The sequence below is a fragment of the Bacillus sp. FJAT-42315 genome, assembly GCF_002797375.1.
Taxonomy (GTDB): domain Bacteria; phylum Bacillota; class Bacilli; order Bacillales; family Domibacillaceae; genus Bacillus_CE.
The window spans coordinates 1274817-1295180 of the sequence record NZ_KZ454941.1; the positions used below are offsets into that span (position 1 = coordinate 1274817).

16 protein-coding genes are annotated in these 20364 nt (G+C 41.2%); 15 read left to right on the forward strand and 1 reads right to left on the reverse strand.

Annotation, left to right across the window (positions count from 1 at the left end):
- Positions 1 to 151: 151 nt before the first annotated feature.
- Positions 152 to 1831 (forward strand): methyl-accepting chemotaxis protein, encoded by a 1680-nt coding sequence (locus tag CEF22_RS06045; protein ID WP_100402147.1) that lies wholly within the window; start codon positions 152 to 154, stop codon positions 1829 to 1831.
- Positions 1832 to 2021: 190 nt separating this feature from the next.
- On the opposite strand, the gene rnhC is transcribed toward CEF22_RS06045, so the two are convergent.
- Entirely contained in the window at positions 2022 to 2948 is a 927-nt protein-coding gene (gene rnhC, locus CEF22_RS06050; RefSeq protein ID WP_100402148.1) for a ribonuclease HIII, read from the reverse strand.
- A gap of 91 nt (positions 2949 to 3039) precedes the next feature.
- Between rnhC and zapA the strand changes: the two genes are divergently transcribed.
- From zapA to CEF22_RS06120, 14 genes are all read left to right on the forward strand, one after another.
- Positions 3040 to 3300 carry a cell division protein ZapA gene (gene zapA, locus CEF22_RS06055; protein ID WP_095477545.1) on the forward strand — a complete coding sequence of 87 codons (261 nt, stop codon included), beginning with the start codon at positions 3040 to 3042 and terminating at the stop codon, positions 3298 to 3300.
- 5 nt (positions 3301 to 3305) lie between these two features.
- Entirely contained in the window at positions 3306 to 3851 is a 546-nt protein-coding gene (locus CEF22_RS06060; protein WP_100402149.1) for a CvpA family protein, read from the forward strand.
- A 78-nt stretch (positions 3852 to 3929) separates the two neighbouring features.
- Positions 3930 to 5639, forward strand: coding sequence for a DNA polymerase/3'-5' exonuclease PolX (gene polX / locus CEF22_RS06065; protein WP_198508030.1), 1710 nt, complete (start codon positions 3930 to 3932; stop codon positions 5637 to 5639).
- A 19-nt stretch (positions 5640 to 5658) separates the two neighbouring features.
- A complete protein-coding gene (locus CEF22_RS06070; RefSeq protein ID WP_100402151.1) occupies positions 5659 to 8013 on the forward strand; it encodes an endonuclease MutS2 in 2355 nt (784 codons plus the stop codon).
- Positions 8014 to 8038: 25 nt separating this feature from the next.
- Complete coding sequence (locus tag CEF22_RS06075; protein ID WP_100402152.1) at positions 8039 to 8446, forward strand: DUF350 domain-containing protein; 408 nt, start codon at positions 8039 to 8041, stop codon at positions 8444 to 8446.
- A 174-nt stretch (positions 8447 to 8620) separates the two neighbouring features.
- On the forward strand, positions 8621 to 9817 hold the full coding sequence (locus CEF22_RS06080) for an MFS transporter (RefSeq protein ID WP_100402153.1): 1197 nt from the start codon (positions 8621 to 8623) through the stop codon (positions 9815 to 9817).
- A gap of 138 nt (positions 9818 to 9955) precedes the next feature.
- Positions 9956 to 10630, forward strand: coding sequence for a response regulator transcription factor (locus CEF22_RS06085; RefSeq protein ID WP_095477557.1), 675 nt, complete (start codon positions 9956 to 9958; stop codon positions 10628 to 10630).
- A complete protein-coding gene (locus tag CEF22_RS06090; protein WP_100402154.1) occupies positions 10627 to 11985 on the forward strand; it encodes a sensor histidine kinase in 1359 nt (452 codons plus the stop codon). Before CEF22_RS06085 ends, CEF22_RS06090 begins: the two co-directional genes overlap by 4 nt.
- A 106-nt stretch (positions 11986 to 12091) precedes the next feature.
- Positions 12092 to 15148 carry an efflux RND transporter permease subunit gene (locus tag CEF22_RS06095; protein WP_100402155.1) on the forward strand — a complete coding sequence of 1019 codons (3057 nt, stop codon included), beginning with the start codon at positions 12092 to 12094 and terminating at the stop codon, positions 15146 to 15148.
- A gap of 182 nt (positions 15149 to 15330) precedes the next feature.
- Entirely contained in the window at positions 15331 to 17019 is a 1689-nt protein-coding gene (locus tag CEF22_RS06100; RefSeq protein WP_100402156.1) for a long-chain-fatty-acid--CoA ligase, read from the forward strand.
- A 96-nt stretch (positions 17020 to 17115) separates the two neighbouring features.
- Complete coding sequence (locus CEF22_RS06105) at positions 17116 to 17700, forward strand: TetR/AcrR family transcriptional regulator (RefSeq protein WP_095477564.1); 585 nt, start codon at positions 17116 to 17118, stop codon at positions 17698 to 17700.
- Positions 17701 to 17727: 27 nt separating this feature from the next.
- Complete coding sequence (locus CEF22_RS06110; protein WP_095477566.1) at positions 17728 to 18501, forward strand: enoyl-CoA hydratase; 774 nt, start codon at positions 17728 to 17730, stop codon at positions 18499 to 18501.
- Between the two features lie 67 nt (positions 18502 to 18568).
- Entirely contained in the window at positions 18569 to 19342 is a 774-nt protein-coding gene (locus tag CEF22_RS06115; RefSeq protein ID WP_095477568.1) for an electron transfer flavoprotein subunit beta/FixA family protein, read from the forward strand.
- 19 nt (positions 19343 to 19361) lie between these two features.
- The gene (locus tag CEF22_RS06120) at positions 19362 to 20342 is read left to right on the forward strand and encodes an electron transfer flavoprotein subunit alpha/FixB family protein (RefSeq protein ID WP_100402157.1); all 981 of its coding nucleotides are present in this window, start codon (positions 19362 to 19364) and stop codon (positions 20340 to 20342) included.
- Positions 20343 to 20364: the final 22 nt, after the last annotated feature.

Below are 20364 nucleotides of genomic sequence, written 5' to 3' on the forward strand. Positions count from 1 at the left end.
AATAAGGGTATCTTCTTTTTTGCATTGAGAGAATATTTATCTCCATTTTTCCAAACATTCGTCTTGAAAATCTTAACAACTTTATAGGTTATTTGATAGAATAAAGGTTTAAGGCTGGTCGATAGATGTGGGTTGAAAGGTGGAAAAAACAATGAAAAGTTTGAAGGCTAAGATTTTAAGTGCGTTTTTCGTTATTATCGGATTGACGCTCATTATGGGTGTTTTTAACATTATGTCTTTATCTTCTATTAACAAGGACTCTAAAGAAATAATCAAAAAAGATCTTCCGTTGCTAATGTTAGATGAAAAATTACGGTTCAATATATCCCAACGAATTTCAGCTGCTCGCGGTTATCTTCTTTTAGACGATCAAAGCTTCCGAGATGAATTTGATCGTTACACAGAAGAAAGTAAGCAGCTTCAAGAAGAACTGCTTGCCATAAATCATTCAGCAACTGCGAAAGAATTAGTAGAGAAAAGTATACAATGGCGAAATTTGCTCGCCGAAGAGGTTTTCGCCCCTTATGATCAAGGAAACAAAGAAGCAGCGCTGAAAAATTTAAATAACAAGGTTGCTCCGCTTGGCAAAGAGATCATGCAAGAGTTTAATCAAATGGCTGAGAAAAGAGAAGGAGATATTAACCTGCAAGGAGAAAGAGTGGTTCAGTCTGGAGATAAGACGGCTTTTATGGTTAAAATGATTGTAGCTGCTGTCGTCATTTTTGGGATATTTATTGCTGTTTACATTGCTAACTCGTTAACAAAGCCAATTATTCGAGTTGTGACTAGAATGAAAGACGTTTCGGGTGGCGATTTGACACAGGAAGATTTAAAAGCAACTACGAAAGATGAAATCGGGGAATTAGTTCATTCAATCAATGAAATGAACAAGCAAATTCGGACGATGACGATGGAAATCCAAGAAGTATCGGATATAGTGGCTAGTCAAAGTGAGGAATTGACACAGTCGTCACAAGAGGTAGGAGAAGGTAGTCTGCAAATAGCCTCTACGATGGAAGAGTTAGCTAAAGCTACAGAGTCACAAGCTTATACGACGACAAAATTAGCGGACTCCATGAATAAGTTGATGACCAATATTCAAGACGCGAATGGTAATAGTATAAAAGTATCAGATGTGTCGGAGAATGTTTTAGTCTTATCAAAGCAAGGGAACCAATCAATGATGGACTCCATGAAGAAAATGAATATCATTGATGAAAATGTAAAAGAGGCTGTAACAAAAGTCCAAAGTCTGTATGAACATACAAAAGGTATTTCTCAATTAGTACAAGTGATTTCAGCAATCTCTGAACAAACCAATATGTTAGCTTTAAATGCAACGATCGAAGCAGCTAGGGCTGGTGAGCACGGTAAAGGCTTTGCAGTCGTGGCAGGGGAAGTTCGAAAGTTATCTGAACAAGTGGGAAGTTCTGTGACGGAAATTACCGATATTGTGACAACGATTCAAAGTGAAACTGCTTTGGTTGTTGGCTCTCTTGAGAAAAGTTTTGAGCTAGTAGACGAAGGAACGATTCAAATTAAACAAACAGGTGAAGCGTTTGATACCATTACGTCTTCTATTGAAGATGTTGTATATAAAATTCAAACCGTCACAAACGACTTGTCTGAAATTGTCCAAGAAACAGAAGAGATGGAAGGAGCGCTCACTAGCATTGTTTCCATTTCAGAAGAAACAGCGGCAGGAGTCGAAGAAACAGCTGCTTCTTCTGAACAATCCACTATCTCTATGCAGGAAATTTCCAGAAATGCTGATTCGTTGGCAAGCCTTGCAGAGAAGTTAAATACGCTCGTACGGCGATTTAAAATATAAATTGAAATTCAATGATTATTTTTTTCGTAGCCTGTTAATATGGAATAAATTTGAGGAGCTGTCCAGAAAGTCAGGTTCCACTGATTTTCTGGAGGCTTCTTTGACTTTACGAGCGGTTTCTTCGACTTTTTTGGACACCCTCTTCTTCTATAAATAAGCTGACCCTGTTAATGAGCCAGCCATTACCGTATTATCTTCTATTGACAAGTTTCTTTGCTTTTTCCGTATTGGCAAAATGCCGTTTTGTAAAGTGAAGGAGGGCATCTTCGCCTTTTTCGTGGATTAAGCGGGCGGCGGCAACATCGACTTGGCTGCCCGCTCCTTTAGGAATGGTGAAGCCTGCTTCCTTGCTCAATTTGTCCATTTCTTTGACAAACGCGTAGCGAGCAATGATCGAGGCGGCGGCAACAGCGAGATGGACACTTTCTCCTTTTGTACTGAAGTAGACGTTTTCTTGAAAAATTCGTTTCTGTTCTTTTAAATAGCGGTAATATGTTGTTTTTTCAGCAAACTGGTCAATTAATACCGCTTCAGGACGATCAGGCAAGATTTTTTCGTGGAGCTTGATTAATGCTTGATTGTGAAGCAATGCTTTAATTTTTCCTTGCGACATTCCTTGCATTTGCAGTTCGTTGTATTTTTCATTGTGTAAAATGAGCAAGCTGTACGGAATCATTTTGACGATTTGCTTCGCTAGATTGATAATTTGTGCATCGGTTAAGTTTTTTGAGTCTTGAACACCGATCGCTTGGAGCGTAGCGATTTGTTCTTGTTTCACAAATGCTGCAACGACTGTCATTGGGCCGAAGTAATCACCTGTTCCGACTTCATCACTGCCGATTACGGACAATGAGTGAAAGTTGGCTGGCAAGGTGCTTGCAACGGTTTTTTTCTTTTTGGTAGGAGCTGCTGTTTCTCCACTCCAGCGAGCTGCTTCTGTGCCAGCTCCTTTTCCTTGGAACAATACTTTGCCCGAGCGATAGCCAGTGATCGAACAATTGCTCGTTTTGGCAGCGAATACAGCACCTGTTGGTAATTTTCCAGTAGCATCGCTTGCGTAATGCTTCTTCATCTCTTCAAGCGTACGATTAGTAACTTTTAATACAGTATGGTTCAATGAAGATCCTCCTTTATAGTTTCGACTTTTCACACAATACTACTCGTGGTATGATAACAGTTAGGATTCTTTAGAATGGAGGCCATTCAAATTGCAAGATAGAGAAAAAACTCGGATTACCGTAGAAATACACGGACATCATTATACTATTGTCGGGACAGAATCGAAAAGCCATATTCGTGAAGTGGCCAATATGGTGGACGAAAAAATGCGTGAGATCAGCGTAAAGAATCCAATGCTAGACTTAAATAAAATCGCTGTATTAACCGCTGTTAATACCGTTCATGAATATTTGAAGCTTCAAGAAGAAGTGGAACAATTAAAAGAAGAACTAAAAAAATTAAAGGATTGACCTCTATGATTGATATTATTTTATTCATATTTTTATTAGCAGGGATTGCCATAGGGTTAAAGCGAGGCTTTATCTTGCAAGTGTTTCATATGGTGGGCTCGATTATTGCTGTCATTGTGGCGATTTCAATGCGTAAACAAGTGGCACCGATGCTTCAATGGATTCCGATGCCACCGATTGAGGATACACCTATATTCCAATATATTACGGGTGATTTTGAAGCCTTTTATTATGGCACAATTGCTTTTATCCTCTTATTTTTTCTTGTGAAAGTCGCTTTATCGATTCTGGCGTCTTTCGTCAATATGCTGGCGAAAATCCCTCTTATAAAGGAGATCAATAAAATCGGTGGAGGACTTCTCGGATTTGCAGAAGTGTACCTTGTTTTATTCGTTTTACTTTATGTAGGGGCTTTGTTTGCAGGAAATGACATTCAACAGATGGTGGCACAGTCCACTATTGCTACTTATATTCTTCATGACACGCCTTATTTATCAGAAGCGTTAAGAACATTCGATCCAATGAGCTATGTGAACAACTTCTCTTTTTAGTAGAGAAGTTTTTATTTTATCTAGCTTTTCTGCTAGTATATAAGGAAGATAGTCATTTGGAAAGCATGGTGACCAATTATGATCAATAAAAAAGACATCATTCGTTTGTTAGAAAAAATTGCGATATATATGGAGTTAAAGGGAGACAATCCGTTTAAAATATCAGCGTTTCGTAAGGCAGCTGCAGCTTTAGAAAATGATGAAAGAAGCTTAACCGAAATCGACGATGTAACAAAGCTTGCCGGAATTGGAAAAGGGACAGCGGCGGTAATTGAAGAATATCGCGAAACAGGTCAATCGACCGTTTTGGTAGAGCTTCAAGAAGAGGTGCCAGCTGGTTTAATTCCATTATTGCAGCTCCCGGGACTTGGCGGCAAAAAAATTGCCAAGCTCTATAAAGAACTTGAAATTACGAATGGCGATGAATTAAAGGCGGCGTGTGAAAATCAGAGTGTGCGCGGCCTGGCTGGGTTTGGGGCAAAAACAGAGGAGAAAATTTTAGTTGCGATTGAAAACGTTGGACAGCGACCAGAGCGACTGCCGATTTCTTATATGTTAACGGTGGCAGAGTCGGTTGAAGCAGAGCTCTCGTCGATGCGGGAGATAGAGAAATTTTCACGAGCGGGCAGCTTACGTCGTTTACGAGAAACGATTAAGGATTTAGATTTTATCATCGCGACAAAAGAAGCGGCGACTGTGAAGGAGCAACTATTAGAACTGCCGAATATTAAAGAAATTATTGCCGGTGGAGAGACGAAAGTATCCGTCGTCCTCGATGGAGAATGGGATGTTTCTGTTGATTTTCGGATTGTGACAGAAGCGGAGTTTGCTTCTACTCTTCATCATTTCACCGGCTCAAAAGACCATAATGTCCGCATGCGTCAGCTAGCGAAAGAGCGCGGGGAGAAGATAAGTGAGTATGGGGTAGAAAATAATGAAACAGGTGAAATAAAAACATTTCAATCTGAAGAAGATTTCTACCATCACTTTGGCTTGCCGTGGATTCCGCCTGAAATTCGAGAAGATGGCACCGAAGTGGAACGATTCATAGAAGAAGGAAGCCTATTAGATGAGAAACAAATGAAAGGCGATCTTCATATGCACACGACATGGTCAGATGGAGCCAATTCGATTGAAGAAATGGTTGAAGCGTGTCGAGCTAAAGGATACGAATATATGGCGATCACCGATCATTCTCGTTATTTAAAGGTCGCCAACGGGCTATCGATTGAACGGCTATTAAAGCAAAACGAAGAAATTCGTCGATTAAATGCCAAATATGATGATATTGAAATTTTATCAGGTATTGAAATGGACATTTTGCCAGATGGAACGTTAGATTATGAAGATGAGCTATTAAGCGAGCTTGATTTTGTGATCGCGTCGATTCATTCTAGCTTCTCTCAGCCACGCAACATCATTATGGACCGTTTAAAAACGGCGTTAAGTAATCCGCATGTCGATCTGATTGCGCACCCGACAGGCAGAATTATCGGTCGTCGAGATGGCTATGCTGTCGATATGGAGATGCTTATTCAATTAGCAAAGGAAACGAACACCGCTCTGGAATTGAATGCGAACCCGCATCGGCTCGATTTATGCGCTGAGCATCTTCGCCAGGCGCAAGAAGCAGGTGTGAAAGTGATGATTAATACCGACGCTCATGCGATTGAGCATCTTAACTTTATGGAGGTCGGTGTGAAGGCTGGCCGTAAAGGCTGGCTTCGTCCGGAAACGGTCATCAACACGTACAGTACAGCCGATTTCTTAGCTTTTTTAAATAGATAAGTGGGAGGAAATTTTTTCCGTGAATAAAAAAGTATTAGCGACTCTTGAGTTTGACAAAATTAAGCAGCAATTGGCGGAACACGCAGCGTCCTCGTTAGGAAGAGAGCAAGCGGAGGCGTTAATGCCGGCACTTGTTTATGAAGAGGTCGTTCGTTTACAAGAAGAAACAGATGAAGCCGCTCAAGTTTTGCGGATGAAAGGGCATGCGCCTCTTGGCGGTATTTACAACATCCGTCCGCATGTGAAACGCTCACAAATTGGCGGCATGCTCAATGGAATGGAGTTTGTCCAAATCGCCAGCACGATCTATGCAGGTCGAATGATGAAAAATTTCATTATTGGATTGATGGAAGAAGGAGAGCAGTTGCCGATCCTTTCAGAAAAAGAAGAAAGGATTCCGGTATTAACTCCACTTGAGCATCGAATTAAACATACGGTCGATGAGCATGGCGGTGTATTAGACTCTGCGAGTGACACGTTAAGACATATTCGCCAGCAATTGCGAGCGAATGAAAGTCGCGTTCGTAGTAAGTTAGAAAGCTTAATCCGAGGGAAAAATGCACAAACGATGCTGTCAGATGCGATTATTACGATTCGAAACGATCGCTACGTGCTTCCGGTGAAACAGGAATATCGTGGACATTACGGTGGTATTGTTCATGATCAGTCCTCTTCCGGCCAGACGTTGTTTATTGAGCCGGAATCAGTTGTGGAAATGAACAATCAAGTCCGGGAGTTGAAGTTGAAAGAAGCGCTAGAAATCGAACGGATTTTTACCGAGTTGACGGCAGAAGTCGAACTGCACGGGTCTGAGCTTTATCATTTAACAGGTTTGCTCGGCGAGTTAGACTTTATGTTTACGAAAGCAAAGTATGGAAAGACGATTAAAGGATCGAAGCCGAATGTTAACCCTGATGGCTACATTCGCTTACATAAAGCGAGACATCCGCTCTTGCCGATTGATGAAGCCGTACCGAGTGATATTGAGCTTGGAAAAGAATTCAACACGATTGTTATCACTGGACCGAATACAGGCGGAAAAACGGTGACGTTAAAAACAGTCGGACTAACGACGTTAATGGCGCAAGCAGGACTACCCATCCCGGCACTTGATGGTTCCGAAACAGCTGTCTTCCAATCTATATTTGCTGATATTGGCGATGAGCAGTCCATTGAACAAAGCTTAAGTACGTTTTCATCTCATATGGTGAACATCGTCGACATTTTACAAGAAGTCGATCATGAAAGTTTAGTTCTGTTTGATGAGTTAGGAGCAGGAACGGACCCACAAGAGGGAGCGGCTCTAGCGATTTCGATTTTGGATGAAGTCCATCACCGTGGGGCGCGAGTGATTGCTACGACGCACTATCCTGAATTAAAGGCTTATGGCTATAATCGAGAAGGAGTCATTAATGCGAGCGTGGAATTTGATGTAGAGACGTTAAGTCCGACGTATCGACTCTTAATTGGAGTGCCAGGACGAAGCAATGCTTTTGAAATCTCGAAGCGTCTTGGGCTAAACCTCGACATTATTGATCAGGCTCGGAGTTTAATTGGCGCAGATACAAATGAAGTCGACCGAATGATTGCTTCACTCGAACAAAGCCGCAAGAAGGCAGAAGAACAAGAGAAGGAAGCACGTGATTATTTAAAGACGGCAGAAAAACTTCATCAAGATATGCAAAAGCAAATGCAAGATTTCTATGCGCATGAAGAAGAATTAGCAGAAAAAGCGCGTGAAAAAGCGGCGACGATCATCGAACAAGCAAAAGCGGAAGCGGAAGCCGTGATGAAAGATTTACGCAAAATGCAGCTAGAACAGCGCGCGGGCATTAAAGAGCATGAATTAATTGAAGCGAAGCGCCGTCTTGAAGAAGCGATTCCAGAGACCGCGAAGCCGAAGAAGAAAAAATCGGTGTCTACAGAGCGCACGTTCAAACCAGGAGATGAAGTGAAAGTATTAAGTTTCGGTCAAAAAGGTCATCTCATTGAAAAGAGTGGGGACAAGGAATGGCACGTCCAAATGGGCATTATGAAAATGAAGGTGGAGGAATCGGACTTAGAATGGATCAAATCTGAGAAAAAAGCCGAGCCGAAGCCGATGGCGACTCTTCGCGGAAAGGATTTTCATGTGAGCCTTGAACTGGATCTTCGAGGAGAACGTTATGAGGATGCTTTGTTAAAGGTAGAGAAGTATATTGATGATGCTTTGCTTGCAGGCTATTCTCGCGTGTCCATTATTCACGGGAAAGGGACCGGCGCTTTAAGAAAAGGCGTACAAGAATATTTGAAGAATCACCGCTCTGTGAAGCGTACTCGTTTTGGTGAAGCAGGAGAGGGCGGTAGCGGCGTAACCGTTGTTGAGCTCAAGTAATGCATAATGGAGGGACATTACGAGGATGAACCGATTCTGGGAAAATAATTTCGTTCAGCTTGCCGGATATATCAGTGTCGTTATTGTCTGTGTAATTTTATTTTTAGCTGTGTTTGAGCTTGTGACAAAGTATCGTAATTGGGAAGAAATTAAAAAAGGAAATATGGCTGTAGCGATGGCCACAGGCGGAAAAATATTCGGGATTGCGAATATTTTTCGCCATTCCATTTTGCATAATGATTCTTTGCTTGCGATGGTAGGATGGGGTGTATGTGGTTTCTCACTTCTGCTTATCGGTTACTTTATATTTGAGTTTTTAACCCCGCACTTTAAAATTGATGAGGAGATTGAAAAAGACAATCGGGCAGTTGGGTTTATCTCTATGGTCATCTCTATCGGTCTATCCTATGTCATTGGCGCAGCTTTATTATGATAAAGGAGCAGTGAAGCGATGGAAACTTTAGCAAAAGTGTTACTCGTGGTGGGCGGCGGCTTTTTCGCCATCGGCATTATTTATTTATTTTTTCTTGCTTAATTTAATTAAAAAACTTCCTTATGCACAGGGAGTTTTTTTCATGAATCGCTAGATAAATGGGAGAGGGCTCAAATGAAAAAAGAATGGACAAACCTGCAAAAGACAGGGCTTTTCGTTGTAATTGCCGTACTTTTTACCGATATGATCATGTATAGCTTGCTTGTGCCGATCACCCCTTATATTGATAAAACGTATCAACCGACTTCGACGATGATGGGAGTCTTATTTAGTACATATGCGGTCGGATTATTAATCGCCACCCCTTTTTTAGGGCGACTATCGGATAAGATTGGTCGAAAAATCCCGATGCTAGTAGGAATTTTTGCACTCATTATTTCCACGCTGTTATTTATTGTTGCAGAGCATATGTGGGTGTTAATCATTGCTCGTTTTATTCAAGGTGTGGCGGCTGGTGCCTCGTGGACGGCTGGTTTTGCCTTGCTGGCTGATTTATTTCCGGGGAAAAGCAGAGGACCAATTATGGGTTTTGCTTTATCAGCTGTATCGGCGGGGACATTGCTCGGCGCGCCTGTTGGAGGTTGGCTGTTTAATCTAGGTGGTTACCAATTGCCTTTCATTGTAACGATTGTGTGTAATTTGATCATTTTTCTTGTGACTTTATTTTTACTAAAAGAACCAAAGCGTACGCCATCTCAATCACAAAGTAGCATTCTTTCCTTGTTGAAAGTGAGAGAAGTGAGATGGATTACGGCTGTCATTTTGATTGGTGAAGGAATGATCACGATGCTAGAGCCTGTATTACCGATATATGCCGCTAACAATTTGAGCATGGATGCTCAAGCGATTGGCTTGTTATTTGGTGTGATGACGATTGCCTATAGTGTATGCTCACCAATTTCAGGTTCGCTCTCTAGCAAATATAATTCCTATAAAATTATGATAATCGGTCTATTTTTGATGGCATTATCGTTGCCGTTTCTTGTGATCAGCACCTCGATGTGGGCACTTGTATTTGCTGGTATTGCTATTGGAGGAGCAGCTGGCTTTACTCTTTCTCCGACTCTTTCGGCATTAGGAGAGGTAGTCGATGACAATGGCGGCGATGGGGATGAATACGGAACGGCGTATGCTTTTTTTAATATGCTGTTTGCGTTCGCGATGATTATTGGTCCTCTGCTTGGTGGAGTGTTAACCGATATGATGACTGTTCCGAGTGCGATATATACGTCTAGCCTATTGATGATTGCTGCTACTAGCTGGCTTGTACGATTAATGAAAAAGCAGAAAAGTTATGTGTCAACTAAATGAAGAGTGGAAATGGAATCCGCTGTCTTATCATCTATATGGTAAGACAGCGGTTTTTTCATTTCCAACATTGGAAATTTGTTCATGTATAGTTCATATTGTTGCGGTATGATGGAAGAAAACAGTAGGAGGAATAGACTCATGGTGCAGATTTTAGTGGCCGAGGATGATCCTAATATTCAACGGTTGTTGAAAATTTACTTAGAGCCTGAAGGGTTTGAAGTCATTCAAGCTTACGATGGGCAAGAAGCGCTTCATAAACTATTTGAGCTTCAGCCGGAATTACTCGTGTTAGATATTATGATGCCGAAAATAGATGGGATCGAGGTTTGTAAGGAAGTGCGTACTTTTTCGCAGTTACCGATTTTAATGGTCACTGCCAAAGGAGAACGAATCGATAAATTAAATGGCTTTCAAAATGGAGCGGATGATTATATCGTGAAACCGTTTGATCCGATGGAGCTTGTGATGCGAGTGAAAGCTTTATTAAGAAGATATCGGATTAGCTGGTCTCATCATCTTCAGCTTGGGAGTGTATTACTCGATAAATTAGCGTTGAGCGTTTCAATGAACGATCAATCGATTGTGCTCCCACAAAAGGAGTTTGAGTTATTATTTCGTTTAGCTAGCTACCCAGGAAAAATTTTCACTCGCGCTCAACTAATCGAGCAAATTTGGGGGATGGATTATGAAGGAGATGAGCGAACTGTTGACGTTCACATCAAGCGAATTCGTGAGCGAACGAGGCAAATGGATGAACATTTTAAAATTGTAACAGTTCGTGGACTCGGATACCGTTTAGAAGTGGTGTCATGAAAACACTATATACGAGAATTACGCTTATTTATATTTTAATTTTTATTATTAGCCTGGTGGCGGGAGTCGTCACAGTAAATTTTTTTATGGATGAAAAATATAGTAAAGAGCAAGATAAAATGCTGCTAGAGCAAGGAGAAAGCTTTATACAGATTTACAAAATGGCTCCTGATAAGCAGTTATTAAAGCGGGAATATAGTCAACTGCTAGAATCGCTGTATTTACGCATTCAATTATATGATGAAGCAGGGAATGTTCAAGTGTTTGGTAGTGAAGAAGGGAATCAAGAAAAGATTTCCAATGATCTGGTTCAATCTGTTCAAGAGGGGAAGACGTATAAAAGCGAAAAAAATATTTTTGGCTATATGACGATGGGGCTTCCTTTCGATATTGAAGGAGAGCGATATGCGGTATTTGTCTATATTGATGATAAAGGAATGACGACCGATTTTTATCGAATATTAAACATTGGCTTGTTCGTTGCTATTTTTCTTGGAGCACTGTTAATTTTAGTTGTTTCCCGCTACATTGTTCAGCCGCTGACGAAAATGACGAATGCCACGAAGAAGCTTGCTAAAGGACAATTTGATGTGCAGCTGCACTCGAAGCGAAAAGATGAAATCGGAACGCTCGCTAGAAGCATAGACTCCATGGCGAAAGATTTAAGCCGTCTTGAAGAAATGCGCCGCAACTTTATTTCTGACGTTTCCCATGAAATTCAAACGCCGCTTACCTCTATTCGAGGATTTTCTAAAGCATTGAAGCGAGATGGATTATCAGAAATTGATCGAATTGAATTCAGTGAAGTGATTGAACAGGAAAGCGAACGATTATCAAGATTATGCAACAATCTACTTAGCCTTGCCTCGTTAGAATCTGATCAACATCCTTTTCATCCGGTTTCCTATGCTCTAGATGAACAAATACGTGGCTTAGTTTTGAAAATGGAGCCTCAATGGTTGGAAAAAGCGTTGGAGCTTGAGATTAAATTGCCAAAAGCAACAATTGAAGCAGACCGTGATCTGCTTTATCAAGTGTGGATGAATTTATTGCAAAATAGTATTAAATATAATCATCAAGGCGGAACGATTCGAATATGGTTGCGACGAAAAGGGGAGCGGGTGCAAGTTGGGATAGAGGACACGGGACCTGGAATAGCCGATGAAGACCAACGGCATATTTTTGAGCGGTTTTATCGAGCAGATACGTCTAGAACAGAAAAGGCGAGCAATGGCATTGGCTTATCTATTGTGCAGCGGATTGTGGCGATGCATCAAGGGGAGGTTCATGTATACAGTGAGGTCGGTAAGGGAAGTTGCTTCGTCGTTAGCTTGCCGCTCAAACAAAAAAGATAACGAGGGGGTAAAATTTTACATAATTCCAATAATTGTTCATATTGAGTTCATATTCGTCTGTTATCTTTACAGTGAGCTCAATAAATGAAGAGGAGGCCCATGTCAAATGATTAGGTTGACAAAATGGAGTCTAAAAAATGGAATTGCTGTTTTTTTACTATGTTTATTAATTTTAGGGGGAGGAATATTTTCCTCGAGTACGATCTCGAAAGAAATTATGCCGGATGTCACTTACCCAGCTTTATTTGTTCAAGTGACGACCCAAAATGGTACATCGGCGGAAGTAAATGAAGAGCGGATCACGAAGCCGTTTGAAGAACAGTTGAACGCCAATGCCGATGCAAAAAGCGTGATAAGTACCACATCCAGTCAAATGATTACCTTCCAAATCGAATATCCATATGGTACCGACTTGGATAAATCATCTGCTAAGCTAGAATCAATTATTAATGGACTATCGCTACCGGAATATACAGAGCATAATATTTTAACGACAGACAGTATGATGAACACGATTATGCAATTTGCTTTAACATCTGATCAGCCGGATGAGTTGCAAATATTTCTCAACGATACATTGATTCCCGAAATGAAGAAGACGGAAGGAATCGCCAGCATTGATGTGAGCGGTGAATCGGAAAATCAATGGTTCATTCAAGTGGATGAGAAGAAAGCGCGAGACAATGGTTTAACGCTACAAGCTATAAGAGAAGCGTTAGATATGAGAAATAAAGATGTATCAATAGGAGCGATTGAGAGTGAGGGCAACACGATTCCTATCAGCTTAAACCGACAAATTCGTACGGTGGAAGAGCTGAAGAAGACGAAAATCACTCCTCTTGCTACACTCGGAACACCAGCAGCACCTGTGGAACTTGGAGAGATCGCTGAAATCGAGATGAAGAAAGAAGGCGGAGATCTATCTCGTTATAATGGTGACAAGGCTTTTGTGATCAATGTAACGAAAGAAAAGGGTGGAAATACCGTCGAAATAACGAAGGCTGTTGACAAACTGCTTAACCAATACCAAAAACAAGAAAACTACGAAGTGTTTTCCATTATGAATTTCGGAAACGAAATTGAGACATCTATTTCTAAACTCGTTAAAGAAGGATTATTTGGTGCATTATTTACAGTCATCGTTATTGCCCTATTTTTAAGAAGTTTCCGAGCAACGATTATTTCAATCATTTCCTTGCCGGTTTCAATCTTTGTGACGATCTTTATTTTTGAAAAAATGGGTTACAGCTTGAACGTCATGACTCTAGGTGGTTTAGCGGTAGCGATCGGACGCATCGTCGACGATAGTATCGTTGTCATTGAAAATATTGACCGCTGGCTGAAAGAGCAAGGGGGGCAACTTCCGAAAAAAGAAATCGCTCGTAAAGCTACACAAGAAGTGATGAAGGCGATTGCTTCGTCTACGCTTGTCACTTGTATCGTCTTTTTACCGATTGTGTTCGTTACAGGCTTTACAGGTGAACAATTCCGTCCGTTTTCTTTAGCCGTTGTTTTCTCTATTCTCGCTTCATTCTTTGTTGCGATCATGTTAATTCCGATGCTTTCAAGCATATTTTTAAAGGTGAAGCCAAAGAAAGAAGAAGAAGGTAAAACGATTCGTTTCTATGAAAAAACGTTGCGTGGTGCTTTGAGACGAAAATGGCTCGTGATCATTGCTTCACTATTACTATTAGTCGGTTCCTTTGCACTTGTCCCAATGATGGGCTTTTCTTTAATGCCATCTGAAAGCGGAACATCTTTAAAAGTTGGCATGAAGCTCCCAGCCTCATCGGAAATTGATGACACAAACACAGCTTCTGAAAAGGTAGAGAGCTATTTAGAAAGTCGTAAAGAAGTGGATTACAGTAGTGTCCAAGTGGGGCAATCTATTGATCCAATGTCGATGCAAAGTACTGAAAATCAGGCTATTTTTATTGTAAAGTTAAAAGAAGGTTATAAGGCTGATGCATTACTTAAACCATTGAAGAAAGATTTAGAAAATGAAGTGACAACCGCCGAAATAACGGTGGAAGACTATTCAGCTACGATGGGGTCTGGACCAGCGGGTAACGTAGTCAATGTAGAATTGTATGGCGATAATTTTGCTGCACTAGAGAAAGCTTCTAAACTAGTAGAAGACCGCTTAAAAGAAAATGATCAGTTGAAGAACATTAAAAATGAAATGACTGGCGCCCGTACAAAATGGGAAGTGGAAATCAACGATGAAGGGCGTAAAGCCAACGTCGATGGAACTCAGCTGATGGCTGCCATTCAAGAACGTTTAGTTCCGGTCCAATTAATGGACTATGAATTAAAGGATGAAACGTATCGTCTCACACTTGAGTATGACAAAAAAGTAGCTAGTAAAGAGGACTTGTTAAACTTAAAAGTGGTAACGATGAACGGTGAAAAAGCGTTAAAAGACGTAGCCGAGCTGAAAGAAGTAAAAACACCGGTAGAGATTAAACATGAAGACGGTCAAGCGCTTGCTAAAGTAACAGCGACTGTCAAAGGCCAAAATGTTTTAGAAGTCACTCAAAAGATTGAAAAAGAAATGAAAGAGCTCTCTTTTGAAGATGGTGTGACATTAAAAACAGGGGGAGCAAACGAGGAAATCAATCAAGAGTTTTCTAAAATGATCACAGCGATGCTGATGGCCATCGGCTTAGTGTTTATCGTGTTATGTGCGACGTTCCAAGGGATCGTCACACCGATTGTGATTTTAACATCCATTCTCTTTGTTCCGATCGGCTCATTTGGTTTGTTGTTATTAACAGGCCAGCCGTTGTCATTAAGTTCCATGATCGGGTTACTCATGTTAATTGGTGTCGTAGTGACTAATGCGGTCGTTTTACTCGATCGTGTCGAAACGAATCGTAAGAACGGCATGGATGTGACAGAAGCTTTAGTAGAAGCAGGAAAAGTCCGTCTTCGTCCGATTGTGATGACCGCTGTTGCCACGATTTGTGCGCTTATCCCACTTGCGTTATCTAGCGACACAGAATCCGTATCAGCAGCACTGATTTCAAAAGGGCTAGCAATTACCGTCATTGGTGGACTGACGACATCCACTCTATTAACCCTTATTGTCATTCCTTCCATCTATAAAGCGGTGAGACGTGATCGAAAAAATGTCATGCGCAGAGGAAGAAAAACAGCTTAATAACAAGAAATGAATGGTACAAAAGCTTGGCTTATCCGACTCGTTGAATGAGGGGGGAAAAGTCGAGCTTTTGTAGTTTTTAGGATAAAATGTAAAAAAAGAATAATTGGCATCGATGATCAAAGTACATTATAATTAAATAGAATATTTTTAATATTCTAAATTAATAGGGAGGGATAGAGATGACAGACAAGAGGTGGCTTTCGCAATATCCAAAGGAAATACCAGCAACTTTGACGTACAAGGAGCAACCTGTTCAGCAGTACTTAACAAAGGCTGCGAAAAATTATCCTAATAAAATAGCGATTCATTTTTTAGGGAAAGAGCTGACATTTACAGAAGTGTATGAATCGGCTTTAAAACTAGCTCGCTATTTACAAAAGCTAGGCGTAGAAAAAGGAGACCGAGTAGCAATTATGTTGCCAAATGGTCCACAAGCCGTAATTAGCTATTTCGGTGTATTGTATGCCGGGGGAATTGTTGTTCAAACGAATCCGTTGTATACAGAAAGAGAAATCGAATACCAAATGAAGGACTCCGGCTCGAAAGTAATCATCACCCTTGATATTCTCTATCCACGCGTCCGCAGCGTATGGGCAAATACCAATCTTGAACATTTAATTGTAACCGCTGTCAAAGATTACTTGCCTTTTCCGAAAAACATCATTTACCCTTACATTCAGAAGAAACAAACTGGTCTCGTCGTTCACATCGAAGAATGGGGAATCAACCATGAATTTAAAAAAATCATGGCCCATGAGAAAGCAGAAGAAATAGAGATTTCGCTCGATTTTGAAGAAGATATTGCTTTGCTTCAATATACAGGTGGGACGACAGGATTTCCAAAAGGAGTCATGCTCACTCATAAAAACTTAATCTCCAATACAACGATGTGCGATGCTTGGTTGTACAAATGCAAGCATGGCGAAGAAGTCATCCTTGGCGTGCTCCCTTTCTTTCACGTATATGGTATGACAACGGTGATGATCTTATCGATTATGCAAGGCTATAAAATGGTGCTGCTGCCTAAATTTGATCCGAAAATGACGCTGAAAACGATTGATAAACAAAAACCGACCCTTTTTCCAGGGGCGCCAACGATTTATATTGCGCTCTTGAATGATCCAGATTTGCCGAAATATAATCTCTCCTCCATCCATGGATGTTTGAGCGGCTCGGCTCCGTTACCAGTTGAGGTACAGCAGAAATTTGAAAAAATTACAGGTGGTAAATTGGTCGAAGGATATGGATTGTCCGAAACGTCTCCTGTCGTTCATGCTAATTTCCTTTGGGACGGCGAGCGGATCAAAGGAAGTATAGGTGTTCCTTGGCCAGATACAGATGCTGCCATCCTTTCGATGCAAACGGGAGAATTTTTACCTCCTCGTGAGGTGGGTGAAATTGTAGTAAAAGGGCCGCAAATTATGAAAGGTTATTGGAATCGTCCAGAAGACACGGAAATGGCATTTAAAGATGGTTGGTTTTTAACGGGGGATATTGGATATATGGATGAGAAAGGCTATTTTTATATCGTGGATCGCAAGAAGGATATGATTATTGCCGGCGGATATAATATTTACCCGCGTGAAGTGGAAGAAGTGTTGTACGAGCATGAAGCGATTCAAGAAACCGTTGTTGCGGGCGTACCAGATCCATATCGTGGCGAAACGGTGAAAGCGTATATTGTGCTAAAAGAAGGATACGAAGTAACAGAAGAAGAGATGAAGGCTTTTGCTCGCGATCATCTTGCTCCTTATAAAGTGCCGAAAATTTACGAATTTCGAAAAGAACTGCCAAAAACAGCTGTCGGAAAAATTTTGCGCCGTGCCCTCATAGACGAAGAAAAAAAGAAACTAGAAAAAACAAGTTAATGTAAGCAAGCGACCCTCTTGACTATGTCAGAAAAAAAAGATAATATAGAATCATGAATGAATAGTCATTCATTTGGCGGTTAGGAGGGGCAGCTTGTGAAAAAAAACAAACCAAAATACCATCAAATCATTGATGCAGCGGTCGTTGTCATTGCAGAAAACGGTTATCATCAAGCGCAAGTGTCTAAAATTGCGAAACAGGCAGGCGTAGCGGATGGAACCATTTATTTATACTTTAAAAATAAAGATGATATATTAATTTCTCTGTTCCGTGAAAAAATGGGGGATTTTGTCGTAAAAATTAAAGAAGCTGTAGCAGGAAAATCGACAGCGGCGGAGAAGTTATTAGTGTTGGTAGAAAACCATTTTAAAATGTTGTCGGAAGATCCTCATTTAGCCGTCGTCACTCAACTCGAAGTTCGACAGTCGATCAAGGAGTTGCGCTTGCAAATTAATGCCGTCATTAAAGACTATTTGTTGTTAATGGATGACATTTTAAAAGAAGGCGTACAAACGGGTGAGTTTAGGGAGTCGCTAAATATTTTACTCGCTCGGCAAATGATTTTCGGCACGATGGATGAAACCGTTACCACTTGGGTGGTGAATGATCAAAAATATGATCTCAAAGCACTTGCAAGAGAAGTGGGAGACATGTTGTTGAATGGATTTTCTGCCCGTTAACGAATCGAATAAAGGGATGGTGAGAAAATGGAGTACATATCTTTGCAAAAAGAAGGTCGAGTGGCTGAGATTACGATTCAACGTCCACCGGCTAATGCTTTATCTGGTGCATTGATTGAGGAAATCGATCATGTGTTGGATGAGTTGGAGAATGATCAAGAGATTCGTGTTCTTCTTATGAAGGGAGAAGGTAGATTTTTCTCAGCTGGAGCCGATATTAAGGAGTTTACCTCCATCGAGACAGGAGAAGAATTTGCCCAGCTCGCTGCAAGAGGGCAACGTGTATTCGAAAGAATTGAAACCTTTTCCAAACCGGTGATTGCCGCGATTCATGGGGCGGCACTTGGCGGTGGCTTAGAGCTAGCAATGAGCTGTCATATCCGACTAGTAACGGAAAAGGCGAAGCTTGGGTTACCTGAATTAGCCCTTGGTCTTGTACCAGGATTTGCTGGATCGCAACGTCTACCACGATATGTAGGCATGGCGAAAGCGGCAGAAATGTTGTTGACAAGTGAACCGATTTCAGGAAAAGAAGCGGTTCAATGGGGCCTTGCCAACCACGCTTATGACGAGGAAGATCTATTACCAAAAGCAAGAGAAATGGCAGCGAAAATTGCTCAAAAAAGCCCGGTTAGTATCAAAGCGGCTATTGAGCTACTAAACTATTCAAAACACGCTGAATACTATAAAGGCGTGCAAAAGGAAGCTGATTCCTTTGGGGTGGTGTTCGTTTCTGAAGATGCGAAAGAAGGTATTCAAGCATTTATCGAAAAACGCCAGCCTGAATTTACAGGTAAATAATTTTTTTGTGAAAAATTTTCACAATCTTTCAAAACGATAGAAAGTTAAGAATGCAGGAGGGGAAAATATGAACATCTACGTATTGTTAAAGAGAACATTTGATACAGAAGAAAAAATTTCCGTGGCTAACGGTGCCATTCAAGAAGACGGAGCGGAATTTATCATCAACCCATACGATGAGTATGCCGTTGAAGAAGCAATTCAAATCCGCGACGATAAAGGCGGCGAAGTAACGGTCGTTTCTGTCGGGTCAGAAGAAAGTGAGAAGCAACTTCGTACAGCGCTTGCGATGGGGGCTGATAAAGCGGTCCTTATTAATATCGAGGACGATGTGGAAGATGGAGACCAATTTACGACAGCGAAAATTTTGGCTGAGTATTTAAAAGATAAAGAAGCAGATTTAATCATCGCTGGTAACGTAGCGATCGACGGCGGTAGTGGTCAAGTGGGTCCTCGTGTAGCGGAACTATTAGACATCCCTTACGTAACAACGATTACAAACATTGAAATTGACGGTGAAACAGTCAATATCGTTCGTGATGTCGAAGGGGATTCTGAAAAAATCCAAACAACGCTGCCATTATTAGTGACGGCACAACAAGGATTAAACGAACCACGCTACCCATCTTTACCAGGGATTATGAAAGCGAAGAAAAAACCTTTAGAAGAATTAGAACTTGATGATTTAGATCTGGAGGAAGACGATGTCGAAGCAAAAACAAAAACAATCGATATTTTCTTACCACCGACAAAAGAAGCAGGGCGTGTACTAGAAGGCGATTTAAGCGATCAAGTAGCGGAACTTGTGAACGCATTGCATAAAGAAGCGAAAGTAATTTAACTGACAGGAGGGGACAAACATGGGGAAAAAAGTATTAGTATTAGGTGAAGTTCGTGACGGAGCGTTAAGAAATGTATCTTTTGAAGCGATTGCAGCTGGAAAGAAAGTAGCAGAAGGCGGAGAAGTTGTTGGGGTATTGCTTGGTGATTCTGTAAGCTCATACGCTGAGCAAATGATTCATTACGGTGCGGACCGCGTTGTAACAGTAGAGGATGAAAAGCTAGCTCAATACACATCTGACGGTTTTTCACAAGCGTTGTTAGCTGTTGTGGATCAAGAAAGTCCAGAGGGAATCGTCTTTGGTCATACAGCATTAGGGAAAGATTTATCACCGAAAATCGCGGCGAAGCTAGAAGCAGGCTTGATTTCTGATACGACAGCTGTGGAAGAAGAAGGCGGAGAAGTTGTCTTTACACGCCCGATTTATTCCGGAAAAGCATTTGAAAAGAAAGCAGTGAGCGAAGGAATCGTACTTGCGACAGTTCGTCCAAATAATATTACACCGCTTGAAAAAGATGAGTCTCGTTCAGGTGATGTATCATCGGTTTCAGCAACGATTAAAGATATTCGTACGATTATTCAAGAAGTCGTTCGTAAAACGAGCGAAGGTGTCGATTTATCAGAAGCGAAAGTAATCATTGCTGGCGGACGCGGCGTGAAAAGCGAAGAGGGCTTTGAGCCATTAAAAGAGCTCGCTGACGTACTTGGTGGAGCAGTTGGTGCTTCTCGTGGTGCGTGTGATGCGGATTACTGCGATTATTCTTTACAGATTGGTCAAACAGGTAAAGTCGTTACACCTGACTTGTACATCGCTTGTGGAATCTCTGGAGCGATCCAGCATTTAGCCGGAATGTCTAACTCAAAGGTAATTGTAGCAATCAATAAAGATCCAGAAGCAAGTATCTTTAGCGTAGCGGACTATGGTATCGTTGGAGACCTTTTCGATGTCGTACCAATGTTAACAGAAGAATTTAAAAAATTAAAAGTCGCTATGTCTTAATATGATCAGAAAGCTGCTAGTC

Coding starts and splice junctions, on each gene's coding strand:
- polX (WP_198508030.1), top strand. CDS start 3,930: ATGATCAATAAAAAAGACATCATTCGTTTGTTAGAAAAAATTGCGATA.
- CEF22_RS06060 (WP_100402149.1), top strand. CDS start 3,306: ATGATTGATATTATTTTATTCATATTTTTATTAGCAGGGATTGCCATA.
- CEF22_RS06100 (WP_100402156.1), top strand. CDS start 15,331: ATGACAGACAAGAGGTGGCTTTCGCAATATCCAAAGGAAATACCAGCA.
- CEF22_RS06080 (WP_100402153.1), top strand. CDS start 8,621: ATGAAAAAAGAATGGACAAACCTGCAAAAGACAGGGCTTTTCGTTGTA.
- CEF22_RS06045 (WP_100402147.1), top strand. CDS start 152: ATGAAAAGTTTGAAGGCTAAGATTTTAAGTGCGTTTTTCGTTATTATC.
- CEF22_RS06120 (WP_100402157.1), top strand. CDS start 19,362: ATGGGGAAAAAAGTATTAGTATTAGGTGAAGTTCGTGACGGAGCGTTA.
- CEF22_RS06110 (WP_095477566.1), top strand. CDS start 17,728: ATGGAGTACATATCTTTGCAAAAAGAAGGTCGAGTGGCTGAGATTACG.
- CEF22_RS06095 (WP_100402155.1), top strand. CDS start 12,092: ATGATTAGGTTGACAAAATGGAGTCTAAAAAATGGAATTGCTGTTTTT.
- CEF22_RS06085 (WP_095477557.1), top strand. CDS start 9,956: ATGGTGCAGATTTTAGTGGCCGAGGATGATCCTAATATTCAACGGTTG.
- CEF22_RS06075 (WP_100402152.1), top strand. CDS start 8,039: ATGAACCGATTCTGGGAAAATAATTTCGTTCAGCTTGCCGGATATATC.
- CEF22_RS06115 (WP_095477568.1), top strand. CDS start 18,569: ATGAACATCTACGTATTGTTAAAGAGAACATTTGATACAGAAGAAAAA.
- CEF22_RS06090 (WP_100402154.1), top strand. CDS start 10,627: ATGAAAACACTATATACGAGAATTACGCTTATTTATATTTTAATTTTT.